This is a genomic window from Lacisediminihabitans sp. FW035 (genome assembly GCF_054880895.1).
Genome location: NZ_CM142187.1, coordinates 2313636 through 2338680 on the forward strand (window position 1 = coordinate 2313636; position 25045 = coordinate 2338680).

The 25045-nt window shown below is 66.3% G+C and carries 27 protein-coding genes; 8 read left to right on the forward strand and 19 right to left on the reverse strand.

The annotated features are described in order from the left end of the window. Genes miaB through recA form a run of 3 tightly spaced genes read right to left on the reverse strand, consistent with a single transcriptional unit; the run spans position 1 to position 3561 of the window. Positions 1–1554 (reverse strand): tRNA (N6-isopentenyl adenosine(37)-C2)-methylthiotransferase MiaB, encoded by a 1554-nt coding sequence (miaB, locus tag ACVXZ4_RS11110; RefSeq protein WP_461794906.1) that lies wholly within the window; start codon positions 1552–1554, stop codon positions 1–3. A gap of 48 nt (positions 1555–1602) precedes the next feature. Then, positions 1603–2334 carry a regulatory protein RecX gene (locus ACVXZ4_RS11115; RefSeq protein WP_461794907.1) on the reverse strand — a complete coding sequence of 244 codons (732 nt, stop codon included), beginning with the start codon at positions 2332–2334 and terminating at the stop codon, positions 1603–1605. 3 nt (positions 2335–2337) lie between these two features. Beyond that, complete coding sequence (gene recA, locus ACVXZ4_RS11120) at positions 2338–3561, reverse strand: recombinase RecA (RefSeq protein WP_461794908.1); 1224 nt, start codon at positions 3559–3561, stop codon at positions 2338–2340. 317 nt (positions 3562–3878) lie between these two features. Between recA and ACVXZ4_RS11125 the strand changes: the two genes are divergently transcribed. Beyond that, positions 3879–4568 (forward strand): phosphatase PAP2 family protein, encoded by a 690-nt coding sequence (locus ACVXZ4_RS11125; protein ID WP_461794909.1) that lies wholly within the window; start codon positions 3879–3881, stop codon positions 4566–4568. A gap of 144 nt (positions 4569–4712) precedes the next feature. On the opposite strand, the gene ACVXZ4_RS11130 is transcribed toward ACVXZ4_RS11125, so the two are convergent. From ACVXZ4_RS11130 to ACVXZ4_RS11180, 11 genes are all read right to left on the reverse strand, one after another. Further along, entirely contained in the window at positions 4713–4943 is a 231-nt protein-coding gene (locus ACVXZ4_RS11130; RefSeq protein ID WP_461794910.1) for a DUF3046 domain-containing protein, read from the reverse strand. A 449-nt stretch (positions 4944–5392) separates the two neighbouring features. Continuing rightward, complete coding sequence (locus ACVXZ4_RS11135; protein ID WP_185203510.1) at positions 5393–5701, reverse strand: helix-turn-helix domain-containing protein; 309 nt, start codon at positions 5699–5701, stop codon at positions 5393–5395. Between the two features lie 204 nt (positions 5702–5905). Beyond that, positions 5906–6430: a CinA family protein gene (locus tag ACVXZ4_RS11140; RefSeq protein ID WP_461794911.1), complete on the reverse strand. Its 525-nt coding sequence runs from the start codon at positions 6428–6430 to the stop codon at positions 5906–5908. After that, positions 6414–7073, reverse strand: a complete 660-nt coding sequence (pgsA, locus tag ACVXZ4_RS11145) for a CDP-diacylglycerol--glycerol-3-phosphate 3-phosphatidyltransferase (RefSeq protein ID WP_461794912.1) — start codon at positions 7071–7073, stop codon at positions 6414–6416. The genes ACVXZ4_RS11140 and pgsA overlap by 17 nt, the downstream gene beginning before the upstream one ends. A 5-nt stretch (positions 7074–7078) precedes the next feature. Then, positions 7079–9805, reverse strand: coding sequence for an FtsK/SpoIIIE family DNA translocase (locus ACVXZ4_RS11150; RefSeq protein ID WP_461794913.1), 2727 nt, complete (start codon positions 9803–9805; stop codon positions 7079–7081). 78 nt (positions 9806–9883) lie between these two features. Beyond that, entirely contained in the window at positions 9884–11110 is a 1227-nt protein-coding gene (locus ACVXZ4_RS11155) for an ABC transporter permease (protein WP_461794914.1), read from the reverse strand. Beyond that, positions 11107–11832, reverse strand: a complete 726-nt coding sequence (locus tag ACVXZ4_RS11160; protein ID WP_461794915.1) for an ABC transporter ATP-binding protein — start codon at positions 11830–11832, stop codon at positions 11107–11109. The genes ACVXZ4_RS11155 and ACVXZ4_RS11160 overlap by 4 nt, the downstream gene beginning before the upstream one ends. After that, positions 11829–12833 carry an efflux RND transporter periplasmic adaptor subunit gene (locus ACVXZ4_RS11165; protein WP_461794916.1) on the reverse strand — a complete coding sequence of 335 codons (1005 nt, stop codon included), beginning with the start codon at positions 12831–12833 and terminating at the stop codon, positions 11829–11831. The genes ACVXZ4_RS11160 and ACVXZ4_RS11165 overlap by 4 nt, the downstream gene beginning before the upstream one ends. A 222-nt stretch (positions 12834–13055) precedes the next feature. Then, a complete protein-coding gene (locus ACVXZ4_RS11170) occupies positions 13056–14732 on the reverse strand; it encodes a ribonuclease J (protein ID WP_461794917.1) in 1677 nt (558 codons plus the stop codon). 54 nt (positions 14733–14786) lie between these two features. Next, entirely contained in the window at positions 14787–15764 is a 978-nt protein-coding gene (gene dapA / locus ACVXZ4_RS11175; RefSeq protein ID WP_461794918.1) for a 4-hydroxy-tetrahydrodipicolinate synthase, read from the reverse strand. A gap of 3 nt (positions 15765–15767) precedes the next feature. Continuing rightward, positions 15768–16313 carry a type IV toxin-antitoxin system AbiEi family antitoxin domain-containing protein gene (locus ACVXZ4_RS11180; RefSeq protein WP_461794919.1) on the reverse strand — a complete coding sequence of 182 codons (546 nt, stop codon included), beginning with the start codon at positions 16311–16313 and terminating at the stop codon, positions 15768–15770. Between the two features lie 166 nt (positions 16314–16479). Between ACVXZ4_RS11180 and ACVXZ4_RS11185 the strand changes: the two genes are divergently transcribed. From ACVXZ4_RS11185 to ACVXZ4_RS11205, 5 genes are all read left to right on the forward strand, one after another. Next, entirely contained in the window at positions 16480–16632 is a 153-nt protein-coding gene (locus ACVXZ4_RS11185; protein WP_461794920.1) for a hypothetical protein, read from the forward strand. 88 nt (positions 16633–16720) lie between these two features. Next, positions 16721–17155, forward strand: coding sequence for a TlpA family protein disulfide reductase (locus ACVXZ4_RS11190; protein ID WP_461794921.1), 435 nt, complete (start codon positions 16721–16723; stop codon positions 17153–17155). Between the two features lie 27 nt (positions 17156–17182). Next, a complete protein-coding gene (locus ACVXZ4_RS11195) occupies positions 17183–17731 on the forward strand; it encodes a DUF4395 domain-containing protein (protein ID WP_461794922.1) in 549 nt (182 codons plus the stop codon). Positions 17732–17740: 9 nt separating this feature from the next. Continuing rightward, positions 17741–18166, forward strand: coding sequence for an OsmC family peroxiredoxin (locus tag ACVXZ4_RS11200; RefSeq protein ID WP_461794923.1), 426 nt, complete (start codon positions 17741–17743; stop codon positions 18164–18166). Positions 18167–18258: 92 nt separating this feature from the next. Then, complete coding sequence (locus tag ACVXZ4_RS11205) at positions 18259–19143, forward strand: TIGR01777 family oxidoreductase (protein ID WP_461794924.1); 885 nt, start codon at positions 18259–18261, stop codon at positions 19141–19143. Positions 19144–19156: 13 nt separating this feature from the next. On the opposite strand, the gene ACVXZ4_RS11210 is transcribed toward ACVXZ4_RS11205, so the two are convergent. After that, complete coding sequence (locus tag ACVXZ4_RS11210; RefSeq protein ID WP_461794925.1) at positions 19157–19573, reverse strand: hypothetical protein; 417 nt, start codon at positions 19571–19573, stop codon at positions 19157–19159. 40 nt (positions 19574–19613) lie between these two features. Then, complete coding sequence (dapB, locus tag ACVXZ4_RS11215) at positions 19614–20393, reverse strand: 4-hydroxy-tetrahydrodipicolinate reductase (RefSeq protein ID WP_461794926.1); 780 nt, start codon at positions 20391–20393, stop codon at positions 19614–19616. Between the two features lie 39 nt (positions 20394–20432). On the opposite strand from dapB, the gene ACVXZ4_RS11220 reads away from it, so the two are divergent. Continuing rightward, positions 20433–20900 carry a GNAT family N-acetyltransferase gene (locus ACVXZ4_RS11220; RefSeq protein WP_461794927.1) on the forward strand — a complete coding sequence of 156 codons (468 nt, stop codon included), beginning with the start codon at positions 20433–20435 and terminating at the stop codon, positions 20898–20900. A 6-nt stretch (positions 20901–20906) separates the two neighbouring features. Here ACVXZ4_RS11220 and ACVXZ4_RS11225 read toward each other — a convergent pair whose 3' ends face one another. Next, positions 20907–21509 (reverse strand): histidine phosphatase family protein, encoded by a 603-nt coding sequence (locus ACVXZ4_RS11225; RefSeq protein WP_461794928.1) that lies wholly within the window; start codon positions 21507–21509, stop codon positions 20907–20909. 41 nt (positions 21510–21550) lie between these two features. After that, positions 21551–22906: a M16 family metallopeptidase gene (locus ACVXZ4_RS11230; RefSeq protein ID WP_461794929.1), complete on the reverse strand. Its 1356-nt coding sequence runs from the start codon at positions 22904–22906 to the stop codon at positions 21551–21553. A gap of 315 nt (positions 22907–23221) precedes the next feature. Between ACVXZ4_RS11230 and ACVXZ4_RS11235 the strand changes: the two genes are divergently transcribed. After that, entirely contained in the window at positions 23222–23848 is a 627-nt protein-coding gene (locus ACVXZ4_RS11235) for a TetR/AcrR family transcriptional regulator (protein WP_461794930.1), read from the forward strand. 17 nt (positions 23849–23865) lie between these two features. On the opposite strand, the gene ACVXZ4_RS11240 is transcribed toward ACVXZ4_RS11235, so the two are convergent. Further along, entirely contained in the window at positions 23866–24882 is a 1017-nt protein-coding gene (locus ACVXZ4_RS11240; protein ID WP_461794931.1) for an aldo/keto reductase, read from the reverse strand. Positions 24883–25045 lie beyond the last annotated feature (163 nt).

Genomic DNA, 25045 nt, shown 5'->3' on the forward strand with positions numbered 1-25045 from the left:
CTAGCGCTGCCCGTCGTCCAGGTCGTAGATCGGTGACGTCGCGATTCGAAGCGTCGGGAGCCCGAGGGAGACGCGGGCAGGAACGGAGCCGCCCACCGGAGTCGGGACGGCGCACGAGTCCGCCTCGGCACGATCCCAGGCATCCCCGGCAGTGGTGCGCCGGATCCGGAGCGGTGCCCCGTCCGCGGAGTCCGCGAGCAGGTAGAAGGGCTTCGCCTCAGAGATGCGCACCGTGACAACGTCGCCCGGCCGGGGCAACTCACTGTGCGGCGGCACCTCGAAGTGCACGAGCCTGCTGTCTTCCGCACGCCCGGACAGGCGATGCGTGTCGGCGTCCTTCGATCCTTCGGCACCGACCAGCACCCGCACCTCGGTGCCGACGAGCTTCAGGTTCTCTTCCCAGGAGATGCGGTCCTGCAGTGCGACGAGGCGCTCGTAACGCTCTTGGACGACCGCCTTCGGTACCTGCTCCTCCATCGTCGCCGCCGGAGTTCCCTCACGCACGGAATACTGGAAGGTGAACGCCGTGGCAAACCGTGCGAGCTCGACGACACGCAGTGTCTCCTGGAAATCCTCCTCGGTCTCACCGGGGAAGCCGACGATGATGTCGGTGGAGATCGCGGCATTCGGGATGCGGGCGCGAACCCGTTCGAGGATGCCGAGGAACTTCTCCGACCGGTAGCTGCGCCGCATCGCCTTGAGAGTGCGGTCGGACCCAGACTGGAGCGGCATGTGCAGCTGCGGCATGACCGAGTCCGTCTCGGCCATGGCGTCGATCACGTCGTCGGTGAACGCGGCCGGATGCGGGCTGGTGAAGCGGATGCGCTCGAGCCCGCGGATCTCGCCCGCCGCCCGCAGCAGCTTGCTGAACGCCTGTCGGTCGCCGAACTCGACACCGTAGGAATTGACGTTCTGGCCGAGGAGGGTCACCTCGATCGCCCCGTCGTCGACGAGTGCCTGGATCTCGGCGAGGATGTCGCCAGGGCGACGATCCTTCTCCTTGCCCCGCAGCGCGGGCACGATGCAGAACGTACAGGTGTTGTTGCATCCGACGGAGATCGACACCCAGCCGGAGTAGGTGGACTCTCGCCGGGTCGGAAGCGTCGACGGGAAGACCTCGAGGGACTCGAGGATCTCGAGCTGCGCTTCACCGTTGTGCCGGGCGCGCTCGAGCAGCGTCGGCAGGGATCCCATGTTGTGAGTGCCGAAGACCACGTCCACCCAGGGTGCCTTCTCGAGGATGACGTTCTTGTCCTTCTGGGCGAGGCATCCGCCGACCGCGATCTGCATGCCCTCGTGCTTCTGCTTCACAGAGGCGAGGTAGCCGAGGTTGCCGTAGAGCTTGTTGTCGGCGTTCTCCCGCACCGCGCAGGTGTTGATGACCACGACATCCGCGGTGCCGGTCTCGGCGCGAACATAGCCTGCAGCCTCGAGCGAACCACTCAGCCGCTCGGAGTCGTGCACGTTCATCTGGCAGCCGAAGGTGCGCACCTCGTAGGTGCGAGGAGCAGCGTCCGTCGGGGTGCCGACGATGGGCGAAGCGGTGAGCGTCATGGTGCCCCAATCTTAACCGCCGTCGACTCCGCCGAAGAGCGCGGGGGCTCAGCGGAAGCGCACGCCGCTCGACCGCGCCGAGAGTGCCTCATCGATCGCCGTACGCACGATCGCGGACGAGTAGCCCTTGCGGGAGAGGAAGCCGTGCAGTCGCCGCTTTGCCGTCTCGAGATCGTAGGAGCTCAGCTGCCCCGCACGTTTCACCGCGAGTTCCGTCGCGCGCGTCTGCTCGTCATCGTCGTCCACCTGCTCGAGGGCCGCATCGATGTGCTCCTGGTCGATGTGGCGACGTCGGAGCTCCGCAGTGATTGCGCCGCGCCCGAGGCCCTTGCGATCGTGCTGCGTGCGCACGAAGGTCTCCGCGAGGGCGGCATCATCGAGTAGGCCGACCCCTTCGAGACGATCCAGTTCGGCTTCAACGACAACTTCGTCCAACTCGCGCGACAGCAGGATCTTCTCCAACTCCCACCGCGACATCCCACGCCGCGTGAGCGCGTGCAGGCTGACGTTCTCGGCCCGCACCTCTCGGCGTCGGGAGGCGGGAGCCTCACGCTCGTCGGCAGAAGAGCCACCGTCGGGCGTGCCGGTGTCATCGTCGGATGACCGATCGTGCCCTGCTTCTTCGGCGGACCCGCCAAAGAACGTGCCGAAGTCGGGAAGGGGGCTCGTCTCGGTCACGTCCTCGGTCGATGCGGCAGCAGAGGCCTCCGGTGACGGAGGGGGTGTGACACCGGGCAGGTAGGAGACTCTGGCCAGCTTCACGCCATCACCGGAGGCCACGGATCACGCTCCGATCGCGGTGCGGCTGCCGAGTGCCGGGCTGTCGAGAGCCGCGATGCCGGATCCTGCTGCCGCCTTCGCTTCGGCCGCGCGGGCCTCGGCCGCCGTGGCCCGAGACGCCTTGGTCACGGTCGGAGCTGGGCCGAGAGTGCCCGCGGACTTCGCCGAGGCAAGTTCAGCGTTCGCGTCGGCTCGCGCTCGCGTTGCAGCGGCGGCCTCGGACTTCGCATGGGCGATGATGCCGAGCTTGTCCTTGATCTTCTGCTCGATCTCGTCGGCGGTCGCGGTGTGCTCGATCAGGTACTTGCGGGAGTTCTCCTTGCCCTGCCCGAGCTGGTCGCCATCGTAGGTGTACCAGGCGCCGGACTTGCGCACGATCTCGTGCTCGACACCGAAGTCGATGAGGCTGCCCTCGCGGGAGATGCCGGTGCCGTACAGGATGTCGAACTCCGCCTGCTTGAAGGGCGGAGCCATCTTGTTCTTCACGACCTTGACGCGGGTGCGGTTGCCGACGGCATCCGTTCCCTCCTTCAAAGTCTCGATGCGTCGGATGTCGAGGCGCACAGAGGCGTAGAACTTGAGCGCCTTGCCCCCTGCGGTGGTCTCGGGCGAGCCGAAGAATACGCCGATCTTCTCGCGTAGCTGGTTGATGAAGATCATCGTGGTGTTGGTCTGGCTGAGTCCGCCGGTGAGCTTGCGCAGCGCCTGTGACATGAGTCGGGCCTGGAGGCCGACGTGGGAGTCACCCATCTCGCCTTCGATCTCCGCGCGAGGCACGAGGGCGGCGACGGAGTCGATCACAACGAGGTCGATGGACCCGCTTCGCACCAGCATGTCGGCGATCTCGAGGGCCTGCTCCCCCGTGTCGGGCTGGGACACGAGAAGCGCGTCGATGTCGACGCCAAGGGCTTTGGCATACTCAGGATCGAGGGCGTGCTCGGCGTCGATGAACGCGGCGATTCCGCCACCCTTCTGCGCGTTCGCGATGGCGTGAAGAGTGAGGGTGGTCTTACCCGAGGACTCCGGGCCGTAGATCTCCACGATGCGGCCGCGAGGGAGCCCCCCGATACCGAGCGCGACATCCAGGGCGATCGATCCGGTCGGGATCACCGCGACGGGAGCGCGTTCGTCGCTGCCCAGGCGCATGACGGAGCCCTTGCCGAACTGGCGGTCGATCTGGGCGAGGGCGGTCTCGAGGGACTTTTCGCGATCTGCAACTGATGGCATTGTGGTGCTCCTTCTAGCGTCGAGGTGGTGCGCCTATAGGCTGCCGTTTCGCCGGTTCCACCGATCCTGCAAGGTGATTCCGGCCTGCGACAAGGCTGGTGTTGGCGGCTTCTTCCAACGAATCCGACAGTACGCTTCGCCCCAGACATTGCTGTCTGCGACGGGCGTTCGGTGTGTAATTCGGTGGCGACTACCGCTGTGAAGGAGACTACGCCACACCGAAGACATGTTCGAATGTTGGGTATCGGCGTGTCGCGTCGATTCGAACCACTTCTACGAACGCACCGCACGGCGCAGTGGGAGGGAGAATTGCTCCCATGCCCGAAGCCGCTCGATTCAATGACTCGACTCGCCGCTCCCGGATCGCGCGCGCCTGGGGTGGCGGGCGGCAGCGCGGTCTCGCGGTCGCCGTCGCCCCTGCCGCCCTCGCCCTCTGCCTGATCGGAGGTGCGGCGATCAACACCACGCTCTCCGGTCGACCGACCACCGTCGACGAAACGCTCTACCGGGCGATCTCCGGTTTCCGCGCGCCCTGGCTCGAGACCCCGTCACTTGTGCTCAACCAGCTCGGTGGCGGAAACATCGCCCTCTTCGTCGTCCCCGCGATCGCCGCAGTCGCACTGTTGTTCACCCGCGGTGTCTGGGCGGCTCTCGCCGTACTGCCGCTCCGCCCCGTGACCCAGTGGGCCGTCGAATACCTCAAAGGGGTATTCGACAGGCCGCGTCCCCCGCACCGGGAGATCGCCGTCTCCCTCTCGGCCTATCCGTCGGGTCATTCTGCGGTGGCAGCGTCCCTCATCGTCGTGCTCGCACTGTTGGTGCGGCACCGCTGGTTCACGATTCTCGGAGTGCTCTACGTGGTCGCGATGGGCTACAGCCGCCTGTACCTCAACGTGCACTGGCTCACCGACACCCTCGGCGGCACCGCCCTCGGGATCGGCATCGGACTCGCCGTGTGGGCGATGGTGGGAAGCATCCGCTCACTGGCGCTGAGATCTGGAGGCTAGTTGCCACCGACCGACCCGGGCGCGTCGACATTCATCGTCGGCGGATAGCGCCGAAAATCTGCTGTCGAAAGCCCACCCTGGTCAAAATCTGATGTCGAATGGACAGATCGTGGGCCGAAGACCCCGGATGCCGCAGCGCTGCGGCTAGCCTTTCGTCTTCGGTTCCCGCTGGCCGACACCGTGTCGACGACTCTCCGGCACGTCAGTAGCGCGGCAGAGCGCCAGCCAAGTGCCGCGGATGTCCAACCCTTTGGCCAACGCCTGCTCCGCCGTGAGATCGCCGAGTTCGCCGAGCACCAGGTCGTGCACGAGGGTGCGACCGAGTGCCGGCCCGAACTCGTCGGCGACGGCGGTCCAGAACTGGCTGAGGCGCATCGGTCAAGCGTATCCGGGACTCGCTCCCGAGAGGAACGGTCGCCGCGCAGGGTCTCGACACGGTCGCTGAGCGACCTACTCGACCAGCAGAAGCCACCCCGGCAGGGTCTCGACACGGTCGCTGAGCGACCTACTCGACCAGCAGAAGCCACCCCGGCAGGGTCTCGACACGGTCGCTGAGCGACCTACTCGACCAGCAGAAGTCACCCCGGCAGGGTCTCGACACGGTCGCTGAGCGACCTACTCGACCAGCAGAAGTCACCCCGGCAGGGTCTCGACACGGTCGCTGAGCGACCTACTCGACCAGCAGAAGTCACCCCGGCAGGTCTCGACACGGTCGCTGAGCGACCTACTCGACCAGCGGGGTCGGGCAGAGACGGGAATGCCCGGCTCTGTCGAGCCGGGCATTCCCTCTGCGATCCGGGCACACCGCCTCGGATCGATAAGTCTTAGCGCGTGACGAGTCCCGCATCGAAGTCCGCGACGAGGTCGTCGGGGACGGTGTCGGGAATGATGTTGATTCCCTCGATTACTGCGAGGCGGTCGCCCACCTCACGCATGATCACTGAGATCGGCGTCTCCAGTGCATCCGCGACCGAAGCGAGGATCTCGGAACTGGCCTCTTTCTGGCCACGCTCCACCTCGCTGAGGTAGCCGAGAGCAACACTTGCTTTGCTCGCGACCTGTCGAAGGGTACGGCCCTTCTGCAGGCGGAAGTCCCGGAGCACGTCACCGATTTCTTGACGGACTAGAACCATTGGACCCTCCTCCTCTAATACGACTGTGTCGTAAAAAAACGACTACACGAACAACAACTGCGGACACTGCTGGGTAATTCCTGCCCGGCGGATCAGTAACACTAAACCACCGATATGTAAAACTCTAGCCAGCGGCATCTGTATGACGCTTGTGAATCACTGTGATGTAACGAGATCGAAACGAGAAAGATTCCCGGCGGTCGTTCACCGGGATTCGAGGACGATCCTCAACCGTGAAAGTGATTCGGAGACAGTCTTCTCCCGGATAGCTCCGCGGTCTCCCCCCAGTTCGAGTCTCAGCGAACTCACATCATCGCCGATCGCGAATCCGAGGTAGACGGTGCCCGCCGGATGCCCGTCCTGCGGTCCCGGACCGGCGACGCCTGTCGTCGATAATCCGATGTCGGCCGGTGCACCGTCCACCGCCAGTGCCGCTCTCACGCGGTCCGCCATCTGGCGCGCCACCTCCGGATGCACCGGTCCGTGCCGTGCGAGCAGCTGGGCGTCGACGCCGAGCAGACTGTGCTTGAGCGAGGTGTTGTAGGCGACGACACCCCCCAGGACGGTGGCCGATGCCCCGGGCACTCCGACCAGCTCGGCCACGAGGAGTCCCCCGGTGAGCGACTCGGCGACGGCGATCGTGAGCCCGCGCGCGATCAGGATCGCCACGACCTCGGCAGCGACATCCGCTCCCGCGTTCGAGGTAGCGGCCTCAGGCTGTTGCGACACGGTTCTGCTGGCGGTACTTCACCACGAAGTCGACGCCGGAGACCACGGTGAGCACGAGGGCGACGGCCATGACGACCCAGCCGACCCAGTGTTCCCACTCCCCCACGATCGTCCAGAACGGGAAGAGCAACAGCGAGATGCCCACCGCCTGCAGCACAGTCTTTAGCTTGCCGCTCGCCACCGCCGGGATCACCCTGGTGCGGATCACCGCGAACCGGAAGATGGTGATGCCGAACTCACGGATCAGGATCACTATCGTGACCCACCACCACAGTTCGCCGAGGATCGACAACGCCACGAGTGCCCCGCCGATCAGCACCTTGTCGGCGATCGGATCGAGGATCTTGCCGAAGTCGGTGACCAGGTTCAGGCGGCGGGCGAGGATGCCGTCGACGGTGTCCGTGACGATCGCGAGCACGAAGAGGCCCGCGGCGATGTACCGGAGATAACCGAGGTCGCCGCCATCCGCGAGGAGCAGCCAGATGAACACCGGCGCCATGAAGATGCGCACGACAGTGATGATGTTGGCGACATTGCCCGTGCTCGCCGGGGTGTCTCCGGCGCGGGCCACACGCCCGCGCATCGGATTGGGACGCTTGGCGGGCACTGCAGGTTCGGGACTCAGGGGTTCTGGCGATGCCATGACTCTCACTCCCTGCCGGTCAGATTCCAGGCGTCTTCGTCCGCGCTCGCGTGGGATTCATCGTAACCGCTGGTCGAGTCCCCCACCGGATCGGCCGAGTACCGGTCGTCGGTCGCTGTGGCCGCCGGCCCGTCTTCCCCGCGCAGCTTCGCGAGAACTCCCGGCAGTTGCTCAGGAGCGACGAGCACGTCGCGGGCTTTCGATCCCTCCGACGGCCCGACGATCTCCCGGGATTCCAACAGGTCCATGAGCCGACCGGCCTTCGCGAATCCGACCCGGAGTTTGCGCTGCAGCATCGAGGTCGAGCCGAACTGGGTGCTCACCACGAGTTCGGCTGCGGCGAGGAGAACTTCGAGGTCGTCGCCGATGTCGCCGTCGATCTGCTTCTTCTCCGCCGACACCGCGACGTCATTGCGATAGTCGGGTCGTGCCTGGCGGGTCACGTGCTGCACGACGGCGTTGACCTCGCTCTCGGTCACCCATGCGCCCTGCACCCGGATGGCCTTCGAGGCTCCCATCGGCAGGAACAGTGCGTCGCCCTGGCCGATCAGCTTGTCCGCGCCGGGCTGGTCGAGGATCACCCGCGAATCAGTCATGCTCGACACGGCGAAGGCGAGTCTCGAGGGCACATTTGCCTTGATGAGTCCCGTGACCACGTCGACGGACGGTCGCTGGGTGGCCAGCACGAGATGGATTCCGGATGCCCGCGCGAGCTGGGTGATGCGCACGATCGAGTCCTCGACATCCCGCGGCGCCACCATCATGAGGTCGGCCAGCTCGTCGACGACGACAAGAAGGTAGGGGTAGGGCTTGAGGGAACGCTCGCTGCCGGCGGGGAGCACGATCTCGTCGGCGATCACCGCGGCGTTGAAGTCGTCGATGTGGCGGAAGCCGAAGCTGGCGAGGTCGTCATAGCGCATGTCCATCTCCTTCACGACCCAGGCCAGCGCTTCCGCGGCCTTCTTGGGATTCGTGATGATGGGCGTGATGAGGTGTGGGATTCCGGCATACGGAGCGAGCTCGACGCGCTTTGGGTCGATCAGCACCATGCGCACCTGGGCGGGTGTCGCGCGCATGAGGAGCGAGGTGATCATCGAGTTGACGAAACTCGACTTTCCGGAACCGGTGGAGCCAGCCACGAGCAGGTGGGGCATCTTCGCGAGGTTGGCGACGACGAAGCCGCCCTCGACATCCTTTCCGAGCCCAATCGTCATGGGATGCACGCTCGAGGTACTCGCCTTGGAGCGCAGGACGTCGCCGAGCGACACGATCTCCCGGTCGGCGTTCGGGATCTCTACCCCGATCGCGCTCTTGCCCGGAATCGGCGAGAGGATGCGCACCTCATTGCTCGCGACCGCGTAGGAAAGGTTCTTGGTGAGGGCCGTGACCCGCTCCACCTTGACCCCCGGGCCGAGCTCGATCTCATAGCGGGTGACCGTCGGCCCGCGGCTGAAACCGGTGACGCGGGCATCCACCTGGAACTGCTTGAGCACTTCGGTGATCGAGGCCACGATCACGTCGTTCGCTTCGGAGCGTGACTTCGGCGGCGTGCCGGGCACGAGGCTGGATGCCGCGGGAAGGCGGTAGGGAGCGGTCGGGGCGCTGGGCCGCGGGGCCGCGAACTCGCCGAGATCGCCCTTCGCCGACGCCGTCGCCGCGAATCCGGGAAGCAGGTCAGCCACCAGCGGACCGTCGTCGCGGATGCCTGTGACCGGGGCAACCTCGCCGGTGAACCGCTTGACAGCGGCCTCGGCTTCGACAAGCTCGTCGAGCAGCTCTGTGCCGAATTCCTCGTCACGACGGGTGCGGTCGATCACCTCGGTGGCCTGGTCCTTTGCGCTGCCGTCCTTCGAGACGACCGGGCTGTCGAACGCCGGGTCGTCTTCTCGTTTCTTGTTTCGGCGCCACCACGGAAGGGATCCGGAGTCCTCACCGTCGAGGTCGAGGTCGCCGAGCGATCCGAAGTCCCCGGTGTCCGCCGTGAGGCCCTTTTGGAGCACCTTGGTGGGGGTGGGCTCCGCGACCTGCGCGCCGAACAGGTAGCTGTAGAGCTCCCGGAGTCGCGCACCAGTGCGGTTCGGCGGGGTCTTGGTGATGATGAAGAGCGAGAGCAGCAGGAGAAGAGAGACCAGCGGCACCGCGAGCCACGCCGTGCCCACCGCGAGGAGCGGGCCGGCGAGCACCCACCCGACAACGCCGCCGGCTCGCGCAAGCGGCTCGATCCCCCCGGAGGGCTGTGGTGCGCCACCCGAGATGTGACAGAGGGCGCTGATCGAGGTGAGCAGTACCGCGAGACCGATTCCGATGCGGCCGTTGTCGTGCACCGACGACGGATGCCGGAACAGCCAGACCGCGAAGAGGAGCATGATCACCGGAAGCGCGAAAGCCACCCGACCGAAGAGTCCACCGAAGGTGTAGGAATCGAGGGCGATCGCGATCGGGTCCGAGGGATTGAACCACTCGACGACCGCGCCGGCCACCGCGAGCAGGAACACGAAAAGCGGCACACCGTCACGGCGTTCGTCCTTGGCGAGGGTCTCCCGGCCGAGAACCCGGGCGGCGCCGCCCACCGCATGGGCGAGTCCGAGCCAGGCCGAGGAGAGGAGCCCGGGCTGGTCTGTCGGGGCGGCCTTCATCACCGGCAGTTTGCGCGTGGTGCCCTTGCCCGTCGGGCGAGTCGTCGCGCGCGGAGTGGTTCGCGCGCGCGGGGTCGACCTGGTGCTCGTAGCCATGGTTCCAAGGTAAGGCCGGGGTCGCGAAAGCCGGGTCTCGACACGCTCGCTGGCGCTCGCTACTCGACCAACGTGCGGTCAGTAGCGGATGGCGTCGATCACTTTGAAGCGCACGGCCGCGATCGCGGGCAGCAGGCCGGCGAGGGCCCCGACCACCGTGGCCGAAGCCAGACCGAACAGCGCGGCTTCCACCGGGAACGAGGGGAGGTCGGTGACACCCTGTGACAGCTTCTCCTGCACCCACGGGTTCTCGACGATCGCTACAGCCACTCCCACGCCGACCACACCTGCGGCGGCGGTCGCCACCACGCTCTCCATCATCACGGCGAAGAACACCCGCCCGGCCGTCGCGCCGAAACTTCGACGGATGCCGATTTCGCGGATTCTCTGGCGCACAGTCACGAGAGAGATGTTCACGAGGCCGAGTGCACCGAGGAACAGCACGAGTCCGGCTACTGCCCCGACTGCGATCCGCAGCGACGCGAGCGGATCGTCGCCATAGGCGGCGTAGTCCTGGCGATTGACCTGCGTGCTCACCCCGGAGGGGACCGTGGCCGAGAGTTCCGCCGTGAGGCGGGAGGACACCTTCTTCGACAGCGAGGGCGGCACCCAGGCCTCGAATTGTGACTGTCCCGAATAGCTCGCGGGATCGGCGGCGGCGCGGAAGGCATCCGTCAGCATCATCATGTTCGGGGAGTCACCGTCTTGCACGGCGCGCACACCGATGATCACGGCGGTGATCGGGTGGGAGCCGAGGATGCGCACCGTGGGATGGGTGCGCAGGTCGGGTGAGCCCATCTGCTTCCAGAACGCCGGGTTCACCACTATTGCGGGAGCCAGCCGGTCGAGGTCGCTGTCGGCGAACCAGCTGCCCTCGCTCACCTCCACGCGATGCATGACCCCGTAGTCGGGGTCGATCGCGGTCGTGTCGACGATACCTGCTCCCCCGACGAACTGGACGGACAACTGCCCGTACAGGATGCTGGTGTGATAGCGGATCTTGTAGCGATCGATCGCCGAGTCCAGTGCCGTCTCGAAGGTGGTCGAGTCGAAGGAGGCACCGCTCTGGGAATAGGCCGAGATGCCGATCGTCGCCGGGCGTCCGCCACCGCGCTCGTTCGACTCCTGCACCGACTGTTCCACGATGGCGCCGAGACCGGCGACCGACGTGATCGCGGCGACGGCGACCGCGACCCCGATGAGGCTGAGGAGCACCCGGGTGCGATGGATCCGCACCTCCGCCCACGCCTCGGAGAACGATCCGACCAGCGCGGCAAAGGGCGACTGGCGGTTCGACCCGCTCACAGTGCGACCTCGGGCACCGAGAGCGAGAGAACCCTCGCCACGTCGATCGGCGACAGCACTCCGCGATCGAGTCGATAGTGCCGTCGCGCGAGTGCCGCGACATTCACGTCGTGGGTGATGGTGATCAGGGCGGCGCCGGAGACTTCGGCGACCTCGTCCAGGAGACCCATGATGCTCGCTCCGGTCTCGATGTCGAGGGCTCCGGTCGGTTCGTCGGCGAGGATCAGTCTCGGACGCCGGATCAACGCCCGGGCAATCGCCACGCGCTGCTGCTCCCCGCCAGAGAGCTTCTCCGGCATCGAGTTCAGACGGCTGCCGAGGCCGACTCTCTCGAGCATCTCGGTCGCGAACTGGCGTCGGCGCCAGAACTGCCTTCCGCTCGCGTAGAGCATCGGCGTCATCACGTTCTCGAGTGCCGTGCGGCCACCAAGGAGGTTGAACTGTTGGAAGATGAAGCCGATGTCGGCCCCACGAGCCCGGTCGCGCGCATTACCCGACAGCTCGCTCGTGAGCCGATCATCGAACCAGATGCTGCCCGAGGTCGGAGTGTCGAGAAGGCCGAGCAGGTTGAGGAGGGTCGACTTACCCGATCCGCTTCGCCCCACGATCGACACGTGATCGCCGACCGCCACCTCGAGAGTGACGCCCTTGAGGATCTCGAGCGTCTCGTCATCCGGAAGCTGCACCGAACGCGTCACTGCATCGAGCCGCAGGAGGCTCACCCGCCCACTCCCTGGCACTCCGGCGTGCCGGCGAAGCGGGGATTGGCGCAGTCCGGTTTCGCCGTGGCACCGGGAACGAACTGCAGGATGAGGTCGCCCTTGGCGAGCCCGCCGGTGATCTCTACGTTCGTGCCGTCGGTCAATCCGATCGTGACCGGATGCTTCTCGGTCGAGCCATCCGCTTTCTGGGTGTAGACCACGCCGGTCTGGGCGCTGCCTTCGACGGCCGTGATCGGCACCACCAGCACGTCTTTCGCCACCCCTCCCGAGATGGTGAGTTTTGCGGCGAGGCCGCTGAAGACGGTGACTCCGGCGGGTACGGCACACCGGATGGTCGTGCCCGACGACGAGGATCCCCCCGATCCGGCATCGCTCGTCGATGAGGAGTCGGCCGACGCTCCGGCGAGGGCTGACGTGATGGTGAGACCGGTACAGGTGAAGGGGGCGGGGCCACCCGTGATCGCCACGGTGGCCTCCGTCGGACGGTTGAGCAGGCGGTACTGCTGCTCGGGAGACAGCGATCCGCTCACGCTGAAGGTAGGTGGCGCCACCTGCCCGACCACGTCTCCGACGGCGACGACCTGGCCGACGATGACGGGAAACGAGGAGAGGATGCCGACCGACCCTGCCGTGATGGTCACGGTCTTGATCGCCACTGACGTGCCGTCGGCGGACGGAACTTCGGAGCGGATGGTGAGCAACGGGGTCGCGGCGACGACGGCCTGACCCGGCGCGACGAGCACCTTCTTCACCTCGCCGGCCAGCGTCGCCTTCACTGGCACTGCGGCATCCGCCGACACAGTCGCCGGCAGGGTGACGTCATTGGTGATCGTGCCGATCTCGACCGTGGCGATCGGCTCTTCGATCTGCGCGGTCGGCACTGTGGGATCCGTCGCGGTGATCGCCCCGGAGAAGAACGCCATCTTCACGAGGGCCGCCGCGATGGCGAGGAAGATGATGATCCGAATGATCGGGAAGACCCATTTGCGCGCAATTCCCACAGCAACCCCAGTGTTCGACCGACCGTTTCACCCTCACCCTAGTGGGAACGGGGTGAGCAAAGATCACTCTTGAGGATGAGGTCTCGACACGCTCGCTGGCGCTCGCTACTCGACCGGCAATGGTGTGCTGGTCGAGTAGGCCGCCCGCGGCCGTGTCGAGACCCGTAGCTGGTCTCGACACGCTCGCTGGCGCTCGCTACTCGACCGGCAACCGGCAGGGCGTCAGGCCTCGATCACCACGGGCACGATCATCGGACGGCGACGGTGCGACGAGTTCACCCAACGACCCACCGTGCGGCGGATCACCTGGCTGAAGGCGTGGGTGTCGCGCGTGCCGTTCGCGGCGGCGTCGGAGAGCGCCTTGACGATGAGCGGCTTCACGGCGTCGAAGACGGCTTCATCCTCGGCGAAACCTCGCGCCTGGATCTCTGGCCCGACGATGACCCGGCCGGTCTGGGCATCGATCGCCACGAAGATCGAGACGAAGCCCTCTTCGGCCAGGATGCGGCGGTCTTTGAGGTCGGCATCCGTGATCTCGCCCACCGAAGAGCCGTCGACGTACACGAAACCGAGGTCCAGCTGCCCGACGACCGTCGCCACGCCGTCCTTGAGGTCGATGACGATGCCGTCCTCACCGATGATCGTGTTCGCCTCGGGAATGCCGGTGGCGATCGCCAGCTGCTGGTTGGAGACCAGGTGGCGGTATTCGCCGTGCACAGGCAGCACGTTCTTCGGCTTGAGGATGTTGTAGACGTAGAGCAGCTCACCCGCGGACGCATGCCCGGAGACGTGCACCTTTGCATTGCCCTTGTGCACCACATTCGCGCCGAGCTTGGTCAGACCGTTGATCACGCGGTAGACGGCGTTCTCGTTGCCGGGGATGAGGCTCGAGGCGAGGATGATCGTGTCGCCCTTGCCCACCTCGATCTGATGTTCGAGGTTGGCCATGCGGGCGAGCACCGCCATCGGCTCGCCCTGCGACCCGGTGGACATGTAGACGATCTTGTTATCGGGCAGGTCGGCGGCCTTCTTGGCGTCGATGAGCACGCCGGCCGGCACCTTGAGGTAGCCGAGATCGGCGGCGATCGTCATGTTGCGCACCATCGACCGCCCCATGAACGCGACGCGGCGGCCGTTGGCGTGGGCGGCATCCAGCACCTGCTGCACGCGATGGACGTGGCTGGAGAAGCTGGCCACGATCACGCGACGGGGCGCCTTCGAGATGACGGACTCGAGCACGGGCCCGATGTCGCGCTCCGGGGCGGTGAAGCCCGGCACATCCGCGTTGGTGGAATCGGGGAGGAAGAGGTCGACACCGATCTCACCAAGGCGGGCGAAGGCGCGCAGGTCGGTGATGCGGTCGTCGAGGGGAAGCTGGTCCATCTTGAAGTCACCGGTGTGGAGCACGACTCCGGCGACAGTCTTGATCGCGACGGCCAGGGCATCCGGGATCGAGTGATTCACCGCGATGAATTCAAGGTCGAAAGGACCGATCTTCTCGCTCTGCCCCTCGGCCACGGTGAGGGTGTATGGCGTGATCCGGTGTTCCTTGAGCTTCGCCTCGATAAGCGCGAGCGTGAGCGTGGAGCCGATCAGCGGGATGTCCTGGCGCAGCTTGAGCAGGTAGGGCACCGCTCCGATGTGGTCTTCGTGGCCGTGCGTGAGCACCACGCCGAGCACGTCATCGAGTCGATCGCGGATCGGACTGAAGTCCGGCAGGATCAGGTCGACTCCGGGCTGGTTCTCCTCGGGGAAGAGCACGCCGCAGTCGACGATGAGGATCTTGCCGTCGATCTCGTACGAGGTCATGTTGCGGCCGATCTCGCCCAGACCGCCGATCGGGATGACGCGCAGGGTGGCGGGCGCGAGGGGACGTGGTTCGTATACCGGTGAGTTCATGGGGTCCAAAGTGTTCGATGATCTTCGGGGTCTTTCACCCCCTAGTTGAAGCTGCTAGCGCGTGGTCCCGGCGACTTTGGGCAGCGCGCCACCCGCGGCCGCGTTGCGGTCGGGGCGGAAGTTGGAAAGGTCGACACCGGGGATCTCACCGACGAGAGCGATCTCGTCCTCGATCTGCGCTGCCTCGAAGTCCTCCGGCCCGACGAGGGGCAGCCGCACGCGAGGGCTGTCGATGCGACCGAGGCCGTGCAGGATGTACTTCGCGGCGACTGTGCCGGGCACATGCGTCATCACCGCGCGCACCAGAGGCTCGAGCTGGCGGTGCGCGGCGGTGGCGGCAGCGAGGTCGCCCGCGTTGACGGCATCGACGATCACACGGTACGGCGCGGCGGCGATGTTGGCCGTCACACCGATGAGCCCGGTCGCTCCGATCGCGAGGTGGGGAAGCACGTTGGCGTCATCGCCGGAGAAGTAGAGAAGGTCGGTCTGGTTGAGAACGCGGCTGACCTCGCTGAAGTCGCCTTTCGCATCCTTGATCGCTTTGATGTTCGGGTGTTTCGCCGCCCGCAGAATCGTCTCGTAGCGGATCGGGATGCCGGTGCGCCCGGGGATGTCGTACAGGATCACCGGGAGGTCGGTGGCATCCGCGATCATGCGGAAGTGGGTGAGCACGCCCGCCTGCGTCGGCTTGTTGTAGTAGGGAGTGACGATCATGACGGCGTCGGCGCCGGCCTTCTCGCTGTGCTTGTAGAGCTCGATCGCGTGGGCGGTCTCATTAGAGCCGCCCCCGGTGATGATCTTCGCGCGGCCTGCCGCGACAGACTTACCCACCTCGACGAGCTTGAGCTTCTCCGGGTCGGTGAGGGTGGATGTCTCCCCCGTCGTACCCGTGACGACGATGCCATCCGCCCCGGCGTTGATCACGTCGTCGATGTGCTTCTCCACGCCGGCCCAGTCGACCTCGCCGTCGGCGGTGAAAGGGGTCACCAGCGCGACGAGCACCTGGCCGAAGGGATTGTGAGACGTGGACACGTGTTACAGGGTATCGCGCTCACGGGTGCAGCTGTGGGCCTGCGCGATGGCTTCGCCGAGGGAGACGGCCTGCCGATCACCGGTAGGAGGACGACGACTCCAGTGGACGATGACTCGTGTCGACCTCGCATCCGCTCGTGGGCGGCGGAGGTCGTGGGGAGGTCTGAGTCGTGAAGCGGAACGCTGAACACTCACATGGAGCACGCCCTGCTCGGGTTCGCACCAGCCATAATGTGCCAGCGCGCTCATGCACGCGAGCACCCCGCCGACCCGCCGGGCAAGGATCACAGTCTCGTCGACATCGTTGTTGGCGTACCACCCCTTTCGGATCCGCACGATGCGCCCGAACTCCGCGAGCACAAGCAGGTGTCGCGGGTCGTAGCCTCGTGCGCTGAGCTCGCCTGTGGTGGCGATGCCTCCCAGTTCCCTGATCCGTAGCTCCACGCTGCTCATGACCCAATCGTGGCGATGTGCGGGGCCCGCATCCTCTCGGATGTCGACTCCGTTGATAGCGGAGGCGAAGGTGAGGCTGTGGAGGAGTCGAGTCACAGTGCGGTTGGTCTTCCGCCCTTGTGTCTGATCGGCTGGTGGGCTGGTGGGCTGTTGGCTCGCTTGGCTTCCGGCCCCCAAATCGGCACACCGGGCCCCGGAGACTCACGATTCTCAGGACGATGTCCTGCAGAACGCAAGGAGTGACTCGAGCACACTGCGACCCATGAACCTGCATCGAACCGTGCACCTGCGCGACCATCACACGGTCGCCTGGTCACCTGATCTCGCGACTGTGGCCGGGGTTCTGCATGACTTCGTCCTGAACAACGTGAATGCTTCCGGCGGGATACCGGTCCCTGGCGGCACTGTCCTGTAGAACCACGATCCTGCAGAAGACCACCCCGGAGTAACGCCGCGTCACACTGCACCACCGCACTGGCCGCGCGGATAGCGTGGAACGCACCATGAATCCACTCGGAATCGCCGCCGTCCTTGTCGGCCTCGTTGCGGGTTCGACCGTGGTCGGACTGGTGTGGCGCTCGACCACCGGACGCGTCCGCGGAGTCGCTCAGAGCGATGAGCGCATCCGCGTGTCAGAGCTCTCCGCGGATGCCGTGGCGGGCTCGGGAGCAACGCTGCTGCAGTTCTCCACCGAGTTCTGCTCGCCGTGTCGCGCCACCACCTCACTGCTCGGAGCGCTGGCGGCAGAGCTGCCCGGCATCACCCATGTGGATGTCGATGTAACCACGCGCCCGGATCTCGCCGACCGCTTCAACCTGCTCCAGTCCCCGACCACCTTCATCCTCGATGCGAGCGGAGCGGTTCGCGCCCGGATCGGTGGTGCACCCCGCATTGCGGACGTGCGCGCCGAACTCGGCCGGATCCTCGAAGCCGCCTGAGCGAAAACTCCCGATCGAAAGGGTGTCATGAGCACCACGAAACCACTTCCCGCATCGAAGCGGGCCCTGGTTGCGAAGCCAGGCACCACGGGCATCGACCCCCGCGGACCGCGCTTCAGCGCTGGTATCACTGCCGTGCTCCTGCTCGTCGTCATCGGCCTCGCCCTCGGCACGTCCGCCGTTCCCGCGGCGACGGCCGGTGGCCGCGCCGGCCAACCCGCCTTCGTCCTCTTCGCGGTCATCACCGCGCTCTTCGCGTGGGGCGCCTTCGCCGGGGTGTCTCGCCACCCGTACGGCTGGCTGTACCGCACGCTCGTGCGCCCTCGCCTCGGTGCACCGACCCACCTGGAAGACGCGAAACCGCCGACGTTCTCGCAGGGCGTCGGCCTGGTCGTGACCCTGATCGGAGTCGTGCTCCACCTCTCCGGTGTGCCCTTCGGCTTGGTGATCTTCGCCGCGGCGGCCTTCATCGCGGCGTTCCTGAACTCGGCCTTCGACTACTGCTTCGGATGCCAGATCTACCTGCTGCTGGCGAGGGCCGGGCTGATCCGCGTGAAGGTCGACACCCGCGCGTAGTCTGGTGCCATGTCAGTGACCAGCGAAGCGACGACCCTCTGGAATGGCGACCTGGGGAGCGGCGCGGGCACCACGACACTGGACTCCTCCGCTGCAGCGGAGTTCCCGGTGAGCTGGGCGGCGCGTTCCCAGGGCGAGGCTGGCAAAACCAACCCGGAAGAGCTGCTCGGAGCAGCCCACTCCGCCTGCTACTCGATGGCCTTCGCAAACGCCCTCGCCGGCTTCGGAACTCCCCCGCAGAGTCTCCAGGTCACCGCCGCCGTCACCTTCGATCCGGCCGAGGGCATCACCGGAAGCCACCTGCTGGTCAGCGCGAAAGTCGCGGGCATCAGCGAGCAGGATTTCGAGCGGATCGCCGTCGAAGCCAAGGAGACTTGCCCGGTTTCGCGCGCGTTGGCGGGCATCCCGATCACGCTCGAAGCTAACCTCGCATAGTGCCCTCTAAAGACGTGCCAGCCACAGACCTTCCCGCGGCCCCCGCTCCCGCTCCCCGGCGGAGGGCTCCTCGTCCGCCGGTGAGAAAGCCGATGAGAGTCCTCATTTCCGGCGCAAGCGGATTCATCGGGCGTGAGCTCACCCGCCAGCTTGAGGAGGACGGGCACGAGGTACTGTCTCTCGTGCGTCGCCAGCCGAAGGGGCCGAACGAGATCAACTGGGCGCCGAGCGCTCACATGCTCGACTCGAGCGTGATGGACGACGTCGACGCCGTGATCAATCTCTCGGGCGCGTCGATCGGCCGACTGCCGTGGACTCCCGGCTACAAGAAACAGATCCTCGACTCGCGGGTGCAGGCCACGCGCACCCTCGTCGAGGCGATGGCGCGAGCGACGACTCCGCCGAAGGTCTTCCTCAGCGGGTCAGCGGTCGGAATCTACGGCGACCGCCCGGGCGAGCGCCTCACCGAGGACTCGAAGCGCGGACCAGGATTCCTCGGCGATGTCGTCGAAGCCTGGGAACAGGCCGCGCAACTGCGACCGGCGAAGACGCGACTCGTGACTTTTCGCACCGGGGTCGTGATCGGCAAGGGCGGATCCCTCGTGCCTGTGATGGCCCTCACCCGGCTCGGACTAGGCACCCGCCTCGGCACCGGAGGCGACATCTGGCCGTGGATCAGCCTCTACGACGAGGCGGCTGCAATCCGTCACCTGCTCACCTCGAAGCTCACGGGCCCCGTAAACCTCGTCGGGCCGACGCCGGCGACGTCCGACCGCATCACCCGCCACGTCGCGAAGCGGATGCATCGCTGGTATCCCTTCGTCGCGCCGTCTTGGGCGATCGACCTCGCCCTGCAGGATGCCGGCCCCGCACTTCTGCTCAGCAGCCAACAGATCCTGCCGTCGAAGCTGATCGCCGACGGGTTCGCCTTCCGTGACGTGACCGTCGAGCAGGCGATCGACGCCTTCCTTCCCTGAAGAGTCCGAAAGGTCAGCGGGCCGCGCGCTCGAGAGCGATCGCGCGCCGCAGCGAACGGCGGGCACGGCTGCGGTCCCCGCTCGCGTCATAGGACAGCCCGAGCCGGAACCATGCTTTCCAGCTGCCGGGATCCGCTTCGACCTCGGCCTTGTACCGCGGGAACTCCGCGTCCGCTGCGGCCCGTTCCGGTCGACCGCTGGTGCGCCTCGGCAGCGATTCGACGGGCAGTTCGCCCGCGGCATCCAGCTCCCGCACGAGGCGCTGGGTGCGGATGCCGAAGAGGATCTCCGCGACGAGCGCCCACGCCCCGAGTAGCGGCAGAACGAGGAGGGCGATCCCGAGGGTCTTCGAGATGCCGTTGTCGACAGCGATCAGGCGGAGGGCGAGCTGGAATACGAGCACGAGATAGAGCACCAAGAGTGCGGACATCAGAATCGCCGCAATACGGCCCTTCACGGGACGTCGCCCGTCATTCGAGGTCGCCGGGGATGCCGGTGGGCGGCTCCGGATCGGCCGGTCCAAGCTTGATCAGGCGATCGAGCCCCACCACCACACCGCTGGTCGAAGTGAGGGCGCGGAGGGCGAGCATGATCCCCGCCTCATACGCACTCGGGTCGAGAGTCTCGTGGCTGAGGGTGAGTGTCTCGCCCGTTCCGCCGAAGATCACGTCCTGCTTTGCGACGATGCCCTGCATTCGCAGCGAGTGGATCGGAACGCTCGACACCTGCTGGCCGCGCGCACGCTGGTCGGCATGGGGCGCGATCACGGGACCGAGGGTGGCCCGCGCATTGCCGATCAGTTCGGCGGTTCGCACCGCGGTGCCCGACGGCGAATCGACCTTGGTGGCGTGGTGCGCCTCGATGATCTCGATCGAGTCGTAGAACCGGGCCGCCATCGCGGCGAAGGAGGTGGCGAGCACCGAGCCGACGGAGAAGTTGGGGATGATGATCACGCCGGCGCCGGTGCCCTCGGCGACCAGGCGGTTGGTCAGAGAGGTGATGCGGGTGGCCGACCAGCCGCTCGTGCCGACGAGCACGCTCTTGCCGTGGCCTACCGCGAAGTCGACGATGCCCTGGCTGACGGCCGGCACCGTGACATCCACCACCACATCGGCCGACAGCATGGCGTCGAGGGGCGCGCGCGAATCGAGGCTGGCCACGAGCTCGAAATCGTGGGACTCGTCGATCAGGCGGGAGATGAGCAACCCCATGCGCCCGGTCGCGCCGACGACGGCGACGGTTGTTGTCATGCCCCAAATCTACCAAGCCGGCCCGCCTAAGCTGGTCGGATGCTGCGCTGGAGGGAATCCCGGGTCGACGACCCGACCGCCCACGCGTTACTCACCGAGTACTTCGATGACCGTGCCGCCGGATTCCCCGCGCAGCAGGGCATCTATCGAACGACCTTCCCGACACCCGAAGACTTCGTGGCTCCCCGGGGCGTATTCCTCGTCGCGTTGGACGAGCAGGGATCAGCTCTCGGATGCGGCGGAGTCCGACGGCTCGGATCCGACGGCGCGCGCTTCGAGGTGAAGCACCTCTACCTGCGCCCGGTCGCGCGTGGCCGCGGTCTTGGTCGCGCCATACTCGCCGAGCTTGAGGCGCGGGCGCGGGCATTCGGTGCGTCCGAGCTCGTGCTCGACACGAACGCGAGTCTCGAAGCGGCCAGTGGCCTCTACCTCTCCAGCGGGTTCAGTGACATCCCCGCCTACAACGACAATCCGAACGCAACGAACTGGTATCGCAAGGCGCTCTGAACGGCGTCAGAAGGGCTGGCCTTCCGGCAGTCCGGTGCGCAGCTCGGCCGGGAGATGCCCGAGGTCGTTGTGGGTGATGAGCACATGCGGCTTCGCAGATCGCACCCGGATGATGGTGAGCCCGCAGTTCGCCTGGTTGAGGCCCATCCAACGCCAGGACGGAGCATCGAACACTTCGCGGACGAACCAGGCGATCACGAAGTTGTGGGTGATGAGCAGGTCGTGGCGGTCTCCCCGTGCCGGCGTGAGCCACTCGCTCACGGCATCCGCCATCTGGGCCTGGCCCGCCTCGATCTGGTCGCGGGTGATGGATCCGAAGAACGGCTCGAACGCGTGCGGCATATCGGGAGTCGGGCCGGACGGGATGCAGTCGAAGAGCAGTGCCGAGGGCTGGGAGTCGAGGCTCGGCATGCTCGCCGTCATGATGTTGGCTGTCTCTTCCGCGCGCTGGAGGGGCGAATGCCAGGCGCCGGTGAATGGCACCCCGCTCAGCCGGTCCGCGACGAGTTTCGCCTGACGGGTGCCGCGCCCGGAAAGCGGTCCGTCAGGCATGCCGTGTTCGGCATCCTGCTGCTCGCCATGGCGCACGAGATAGATGAAGTGGGACATCGTTGTTCCTCTTGCCGGTAGGTCGGGGTGGAGAGTGAGGGTCAGGCGGAGACGGGCTGATCCACGAGACCGTCGAAGACCGAGGCCTCGACGGTGCCGACAGCCGCGATGGACAGCGGCCGGGACGCGAGCTCCGCGGCGAGATCACGCACGTCGTCGGGAGTCACCAGGGCGAGACGGCGAAGCGCCTCATCGAGGTCGGCGTATTCGCCGAGGGTGATCTCGGATCGCCCGAGCCGTGACATCCGAGTGTCGGAGTCCTCGAGGGCGAGAGCGGATGCCCCGCTCAGCTGGCCGACAGAACGACGCATCTCATCGTCGGTGACGCCACCGGTGCCGAGGCGGCGGAACTCGCCGAGCAGCAGCTCGGCGACCTGGCCCGCCTTTGCCGGGGAACACCCCGCATACAGGCCGAAAAGGCCGGCGTCCGAATAGCTCGGGGAGAAGGAGTACACCGAGTAGGCGAGGCCGCGCTTCTCGCGGATCTCCTGGAAGAGCCGGGATGACATGCCGCCGCCCAGAATCGAGTTGAGGACGGCCATCGTCGAGCGGCGATCGTCGGAGGCGGGGATGCCCGAGACGCCCATGAGGATATTCGCCTGCTCGATGGGCCGCTGAACGACCACGAGAGGGGTGCCCCGCTGAATCACCCCGAGCGTGGCATCCCGGCGCTGGACGGGGCTCGACTCGGACGCGAGGTCCCAGCCGGCGGCAGTCAATGCGCGCTGGACTCCCGCGACGAGCTGGTCGTGATCGACCGCGCCGGCCACCGTGATGACGAGGTCGCGGGCGCGGTAGTTGTCCCGATAGTGGGTCACTACCGAATCGCGGGTGGCGGCGCGGATGGTCTCCGGGCTACCCCCAATGGGCCGTCCGAGCGGATGGTCGCCCAACACCGCCTCGAAGAATCGCTCGCTCGTGACATCCGAGGGATCGTCGTCGGCCATCGCCAGCTCTTCGAGGATGACATCGCGCTCGGTCTCGAACTCCTCGGCGTCGATGAGGGACGAGGTGACCATGTCCGAGAGCACATCGACGGCCATGGGGAGATCGCGATCCTGCACCTTCGCGTAATAGCAGGTGTATTCCTTCGCCGTCATGGCGTTGTGCTCACCCCCGACGGCGTCGAAGCTCACCGCGATGTCGAGGGCTGTGCGGGTCGCGGTGCCCTTGAAGAGCAGGTGCTCGAGGAAATGCGTGCTGCCGAAGGTCTCGGGCAGCTCGTCTCTTGAGCCGACGGCCACCCAGTAGCCCACCGTTGCGCTGCGGGCGCCAGGCACCTGTTCGCTGAGGATGCGGATGCCACTCGGCAATACGCTGCGCCGTACGAGGGAGTCTCCCGAGGAAGTGATGCTGAGTTCAGCGAGGTCGAGGGGAAGCGGGACTGCACCGTTCATTGGACCGAGCCTACGTCACGGGAGCGTCAACGAGCTGCAAGTGGGGGTGCCCCCCGTACTGGGGGATAGAACGCGGAGAAGAAAGAGGACAAACAGAGCTGTCTGTCCTCAATCCCGTGTTACTGTTTTCACGTCGAGCCAACCACCCGAAGGTTGCTCGAACCTCTGCTCCCGAGCGGAGTGACCGAACTGATCACTGTAATACCGCAAACCCGAAATTTGCGGGGCAACAACACCGGACAATCCCCCCAAAGTCCGGTTAGCTGCCGAACGGCTTCGAGGACACCTAGCCGACTAGCCCAAGGGAGCCACGCTGTGCCGATTGTTGATACCCATCCGATCGGCCAGCGTGCCCCGTGGGCTGCCGGCAGCCACCACACCTCGGTGGCCCCGGCAAAGCGCCGCATTCTCGAGACGGCCAATCGACTCTTCTACGACGAGGGAATCCGCTCCGTCGGAATCGATCGTCTGATCAGCGAATCCGGAGTCACGAAGGCCACCTTCTACAAGCACTACGGATCGAAGGACCGCCTCATCGTGGAGTACATCTCCCAGCGCCACAGCCTGGCCAGGGAGTCGGTCGACGCGGTGATCCGAGACACGAGCGAACCGAAGATCGCCCTTCAGGCGCTGATCGATCAGACGGTGGCGGATGTCGTCTCCCCCGGTTTCCGCGGCTGCGCGTTCATCAACGCCGCGACAGAATTCACCGACTCCCGGCATGCCGTGCGGCAGATCGTCTCCGATCACCGCGAGTGGTACGTCGAGACTCTCAGCGACCTGCTGAAGGAGCTCGGCCACCCGCTACCCGGTGACGGTGGCGACGAACTCATGCTTGCCCGTGACGGCGTGATGACCGGCGGTTACGCGGGAGACCCGATCGCCGCAACGACGGCCTACGTTCGCGTGGTCGGCCGCGTGCTGGACAGCATCACGAAGTAACCGGCAGCCGGGAGCACCTACGGGGCGGAGACGCGATCGAGCTCTGCCACCTGGTGTCGACCGAGCTGGATCTTCGCCGCGGCGACGAGCTCTTTCACCTGATCCGGCCGGCTCGCGCTGGCGACCGGCGCGACGATTCCCGGCTTCGACAGCAACCACGCGAGGGCGATCGTGGCGACGCTAGCTTGCTGTTCCCGCGCCACCTGATCGAGCATCGCGAGCACCCGTTGCCCGCGCTTGGAGAGGTGGTTGGCCAGCTCGGTGCCGCGATTATTCCGGCCCAGATCGGCCTTGGTGCGGTATTTGCCGGTGAGGAATCCGCTCGCGAGGGCGAATCGCGGCATGACAGCGAGTCGCTGCTGGGACGCGACCCTCGCCAGGTCTCCCTCATAGCCGCTTCGGTGCATCAGGTTGTAGTGGTTCTGCACGGCGAGCATCGGAGCGACCCCGAGTTGAGCGGCGATGACCCGCGCTTCGACGAGTCGGTTGCTCGAGTGGTCGGAGGCGCCGAAGTGACGAACCTTTCCCGCCCTGATGAGGTCGTCTACGGCGAGGAGGGTCTCTTCGAACGGCACGTTGGGATCGTCGATGTGCAGGTAGAGCAGGTCGATGTAGTCGGTCTTGAGCCGCTCGAGCGACGCGTTCACCGACCGGCTGATCGCCTTGGCCGTGACTCCCGGGTTGTCGGCGCTCTTACCGACCTTGGTGGCGACGACGATGCCGGCCCGTAGCCGGCGGTCGCGCATCCAGTTGCCGATCATGATCTCGCTTCGGCCCGCAGCGTAGGAGTCCGCGGTGTCGATGAAGTTGCCGCCGTGCTCGAAATAGGTGTCGAGGATGTCGTTGGTCGCGCCGCCATCCGCAGTCCAGCCGAAGACGTTGCCCCCTATCGCCAGCGGGAAGACGCGCAGGGCGGACTGTCCGAGGGGCCGACGGATCGGAAGGGAGACCTCGAGTGTCGGAAGCTCGACCGAAGGCACTGGCCCGGTCGCGGTGACGACGGGCTTCGGCGGCACTACCTGCGCCATGACCATCCCCAAAACTCTCTCTCGCTGTGTGTTCGTCTCGGTTCGACGTGGGAAGCATCGAACGGGATTCGAACGACGCCCCCGTGTTTTCGACAATAGAGGCCGATAATGACAAATCGAGGTCGCTCGTGTTAAATCCGGCCCGCGCCGCCCGAATTGTTATCTGCTC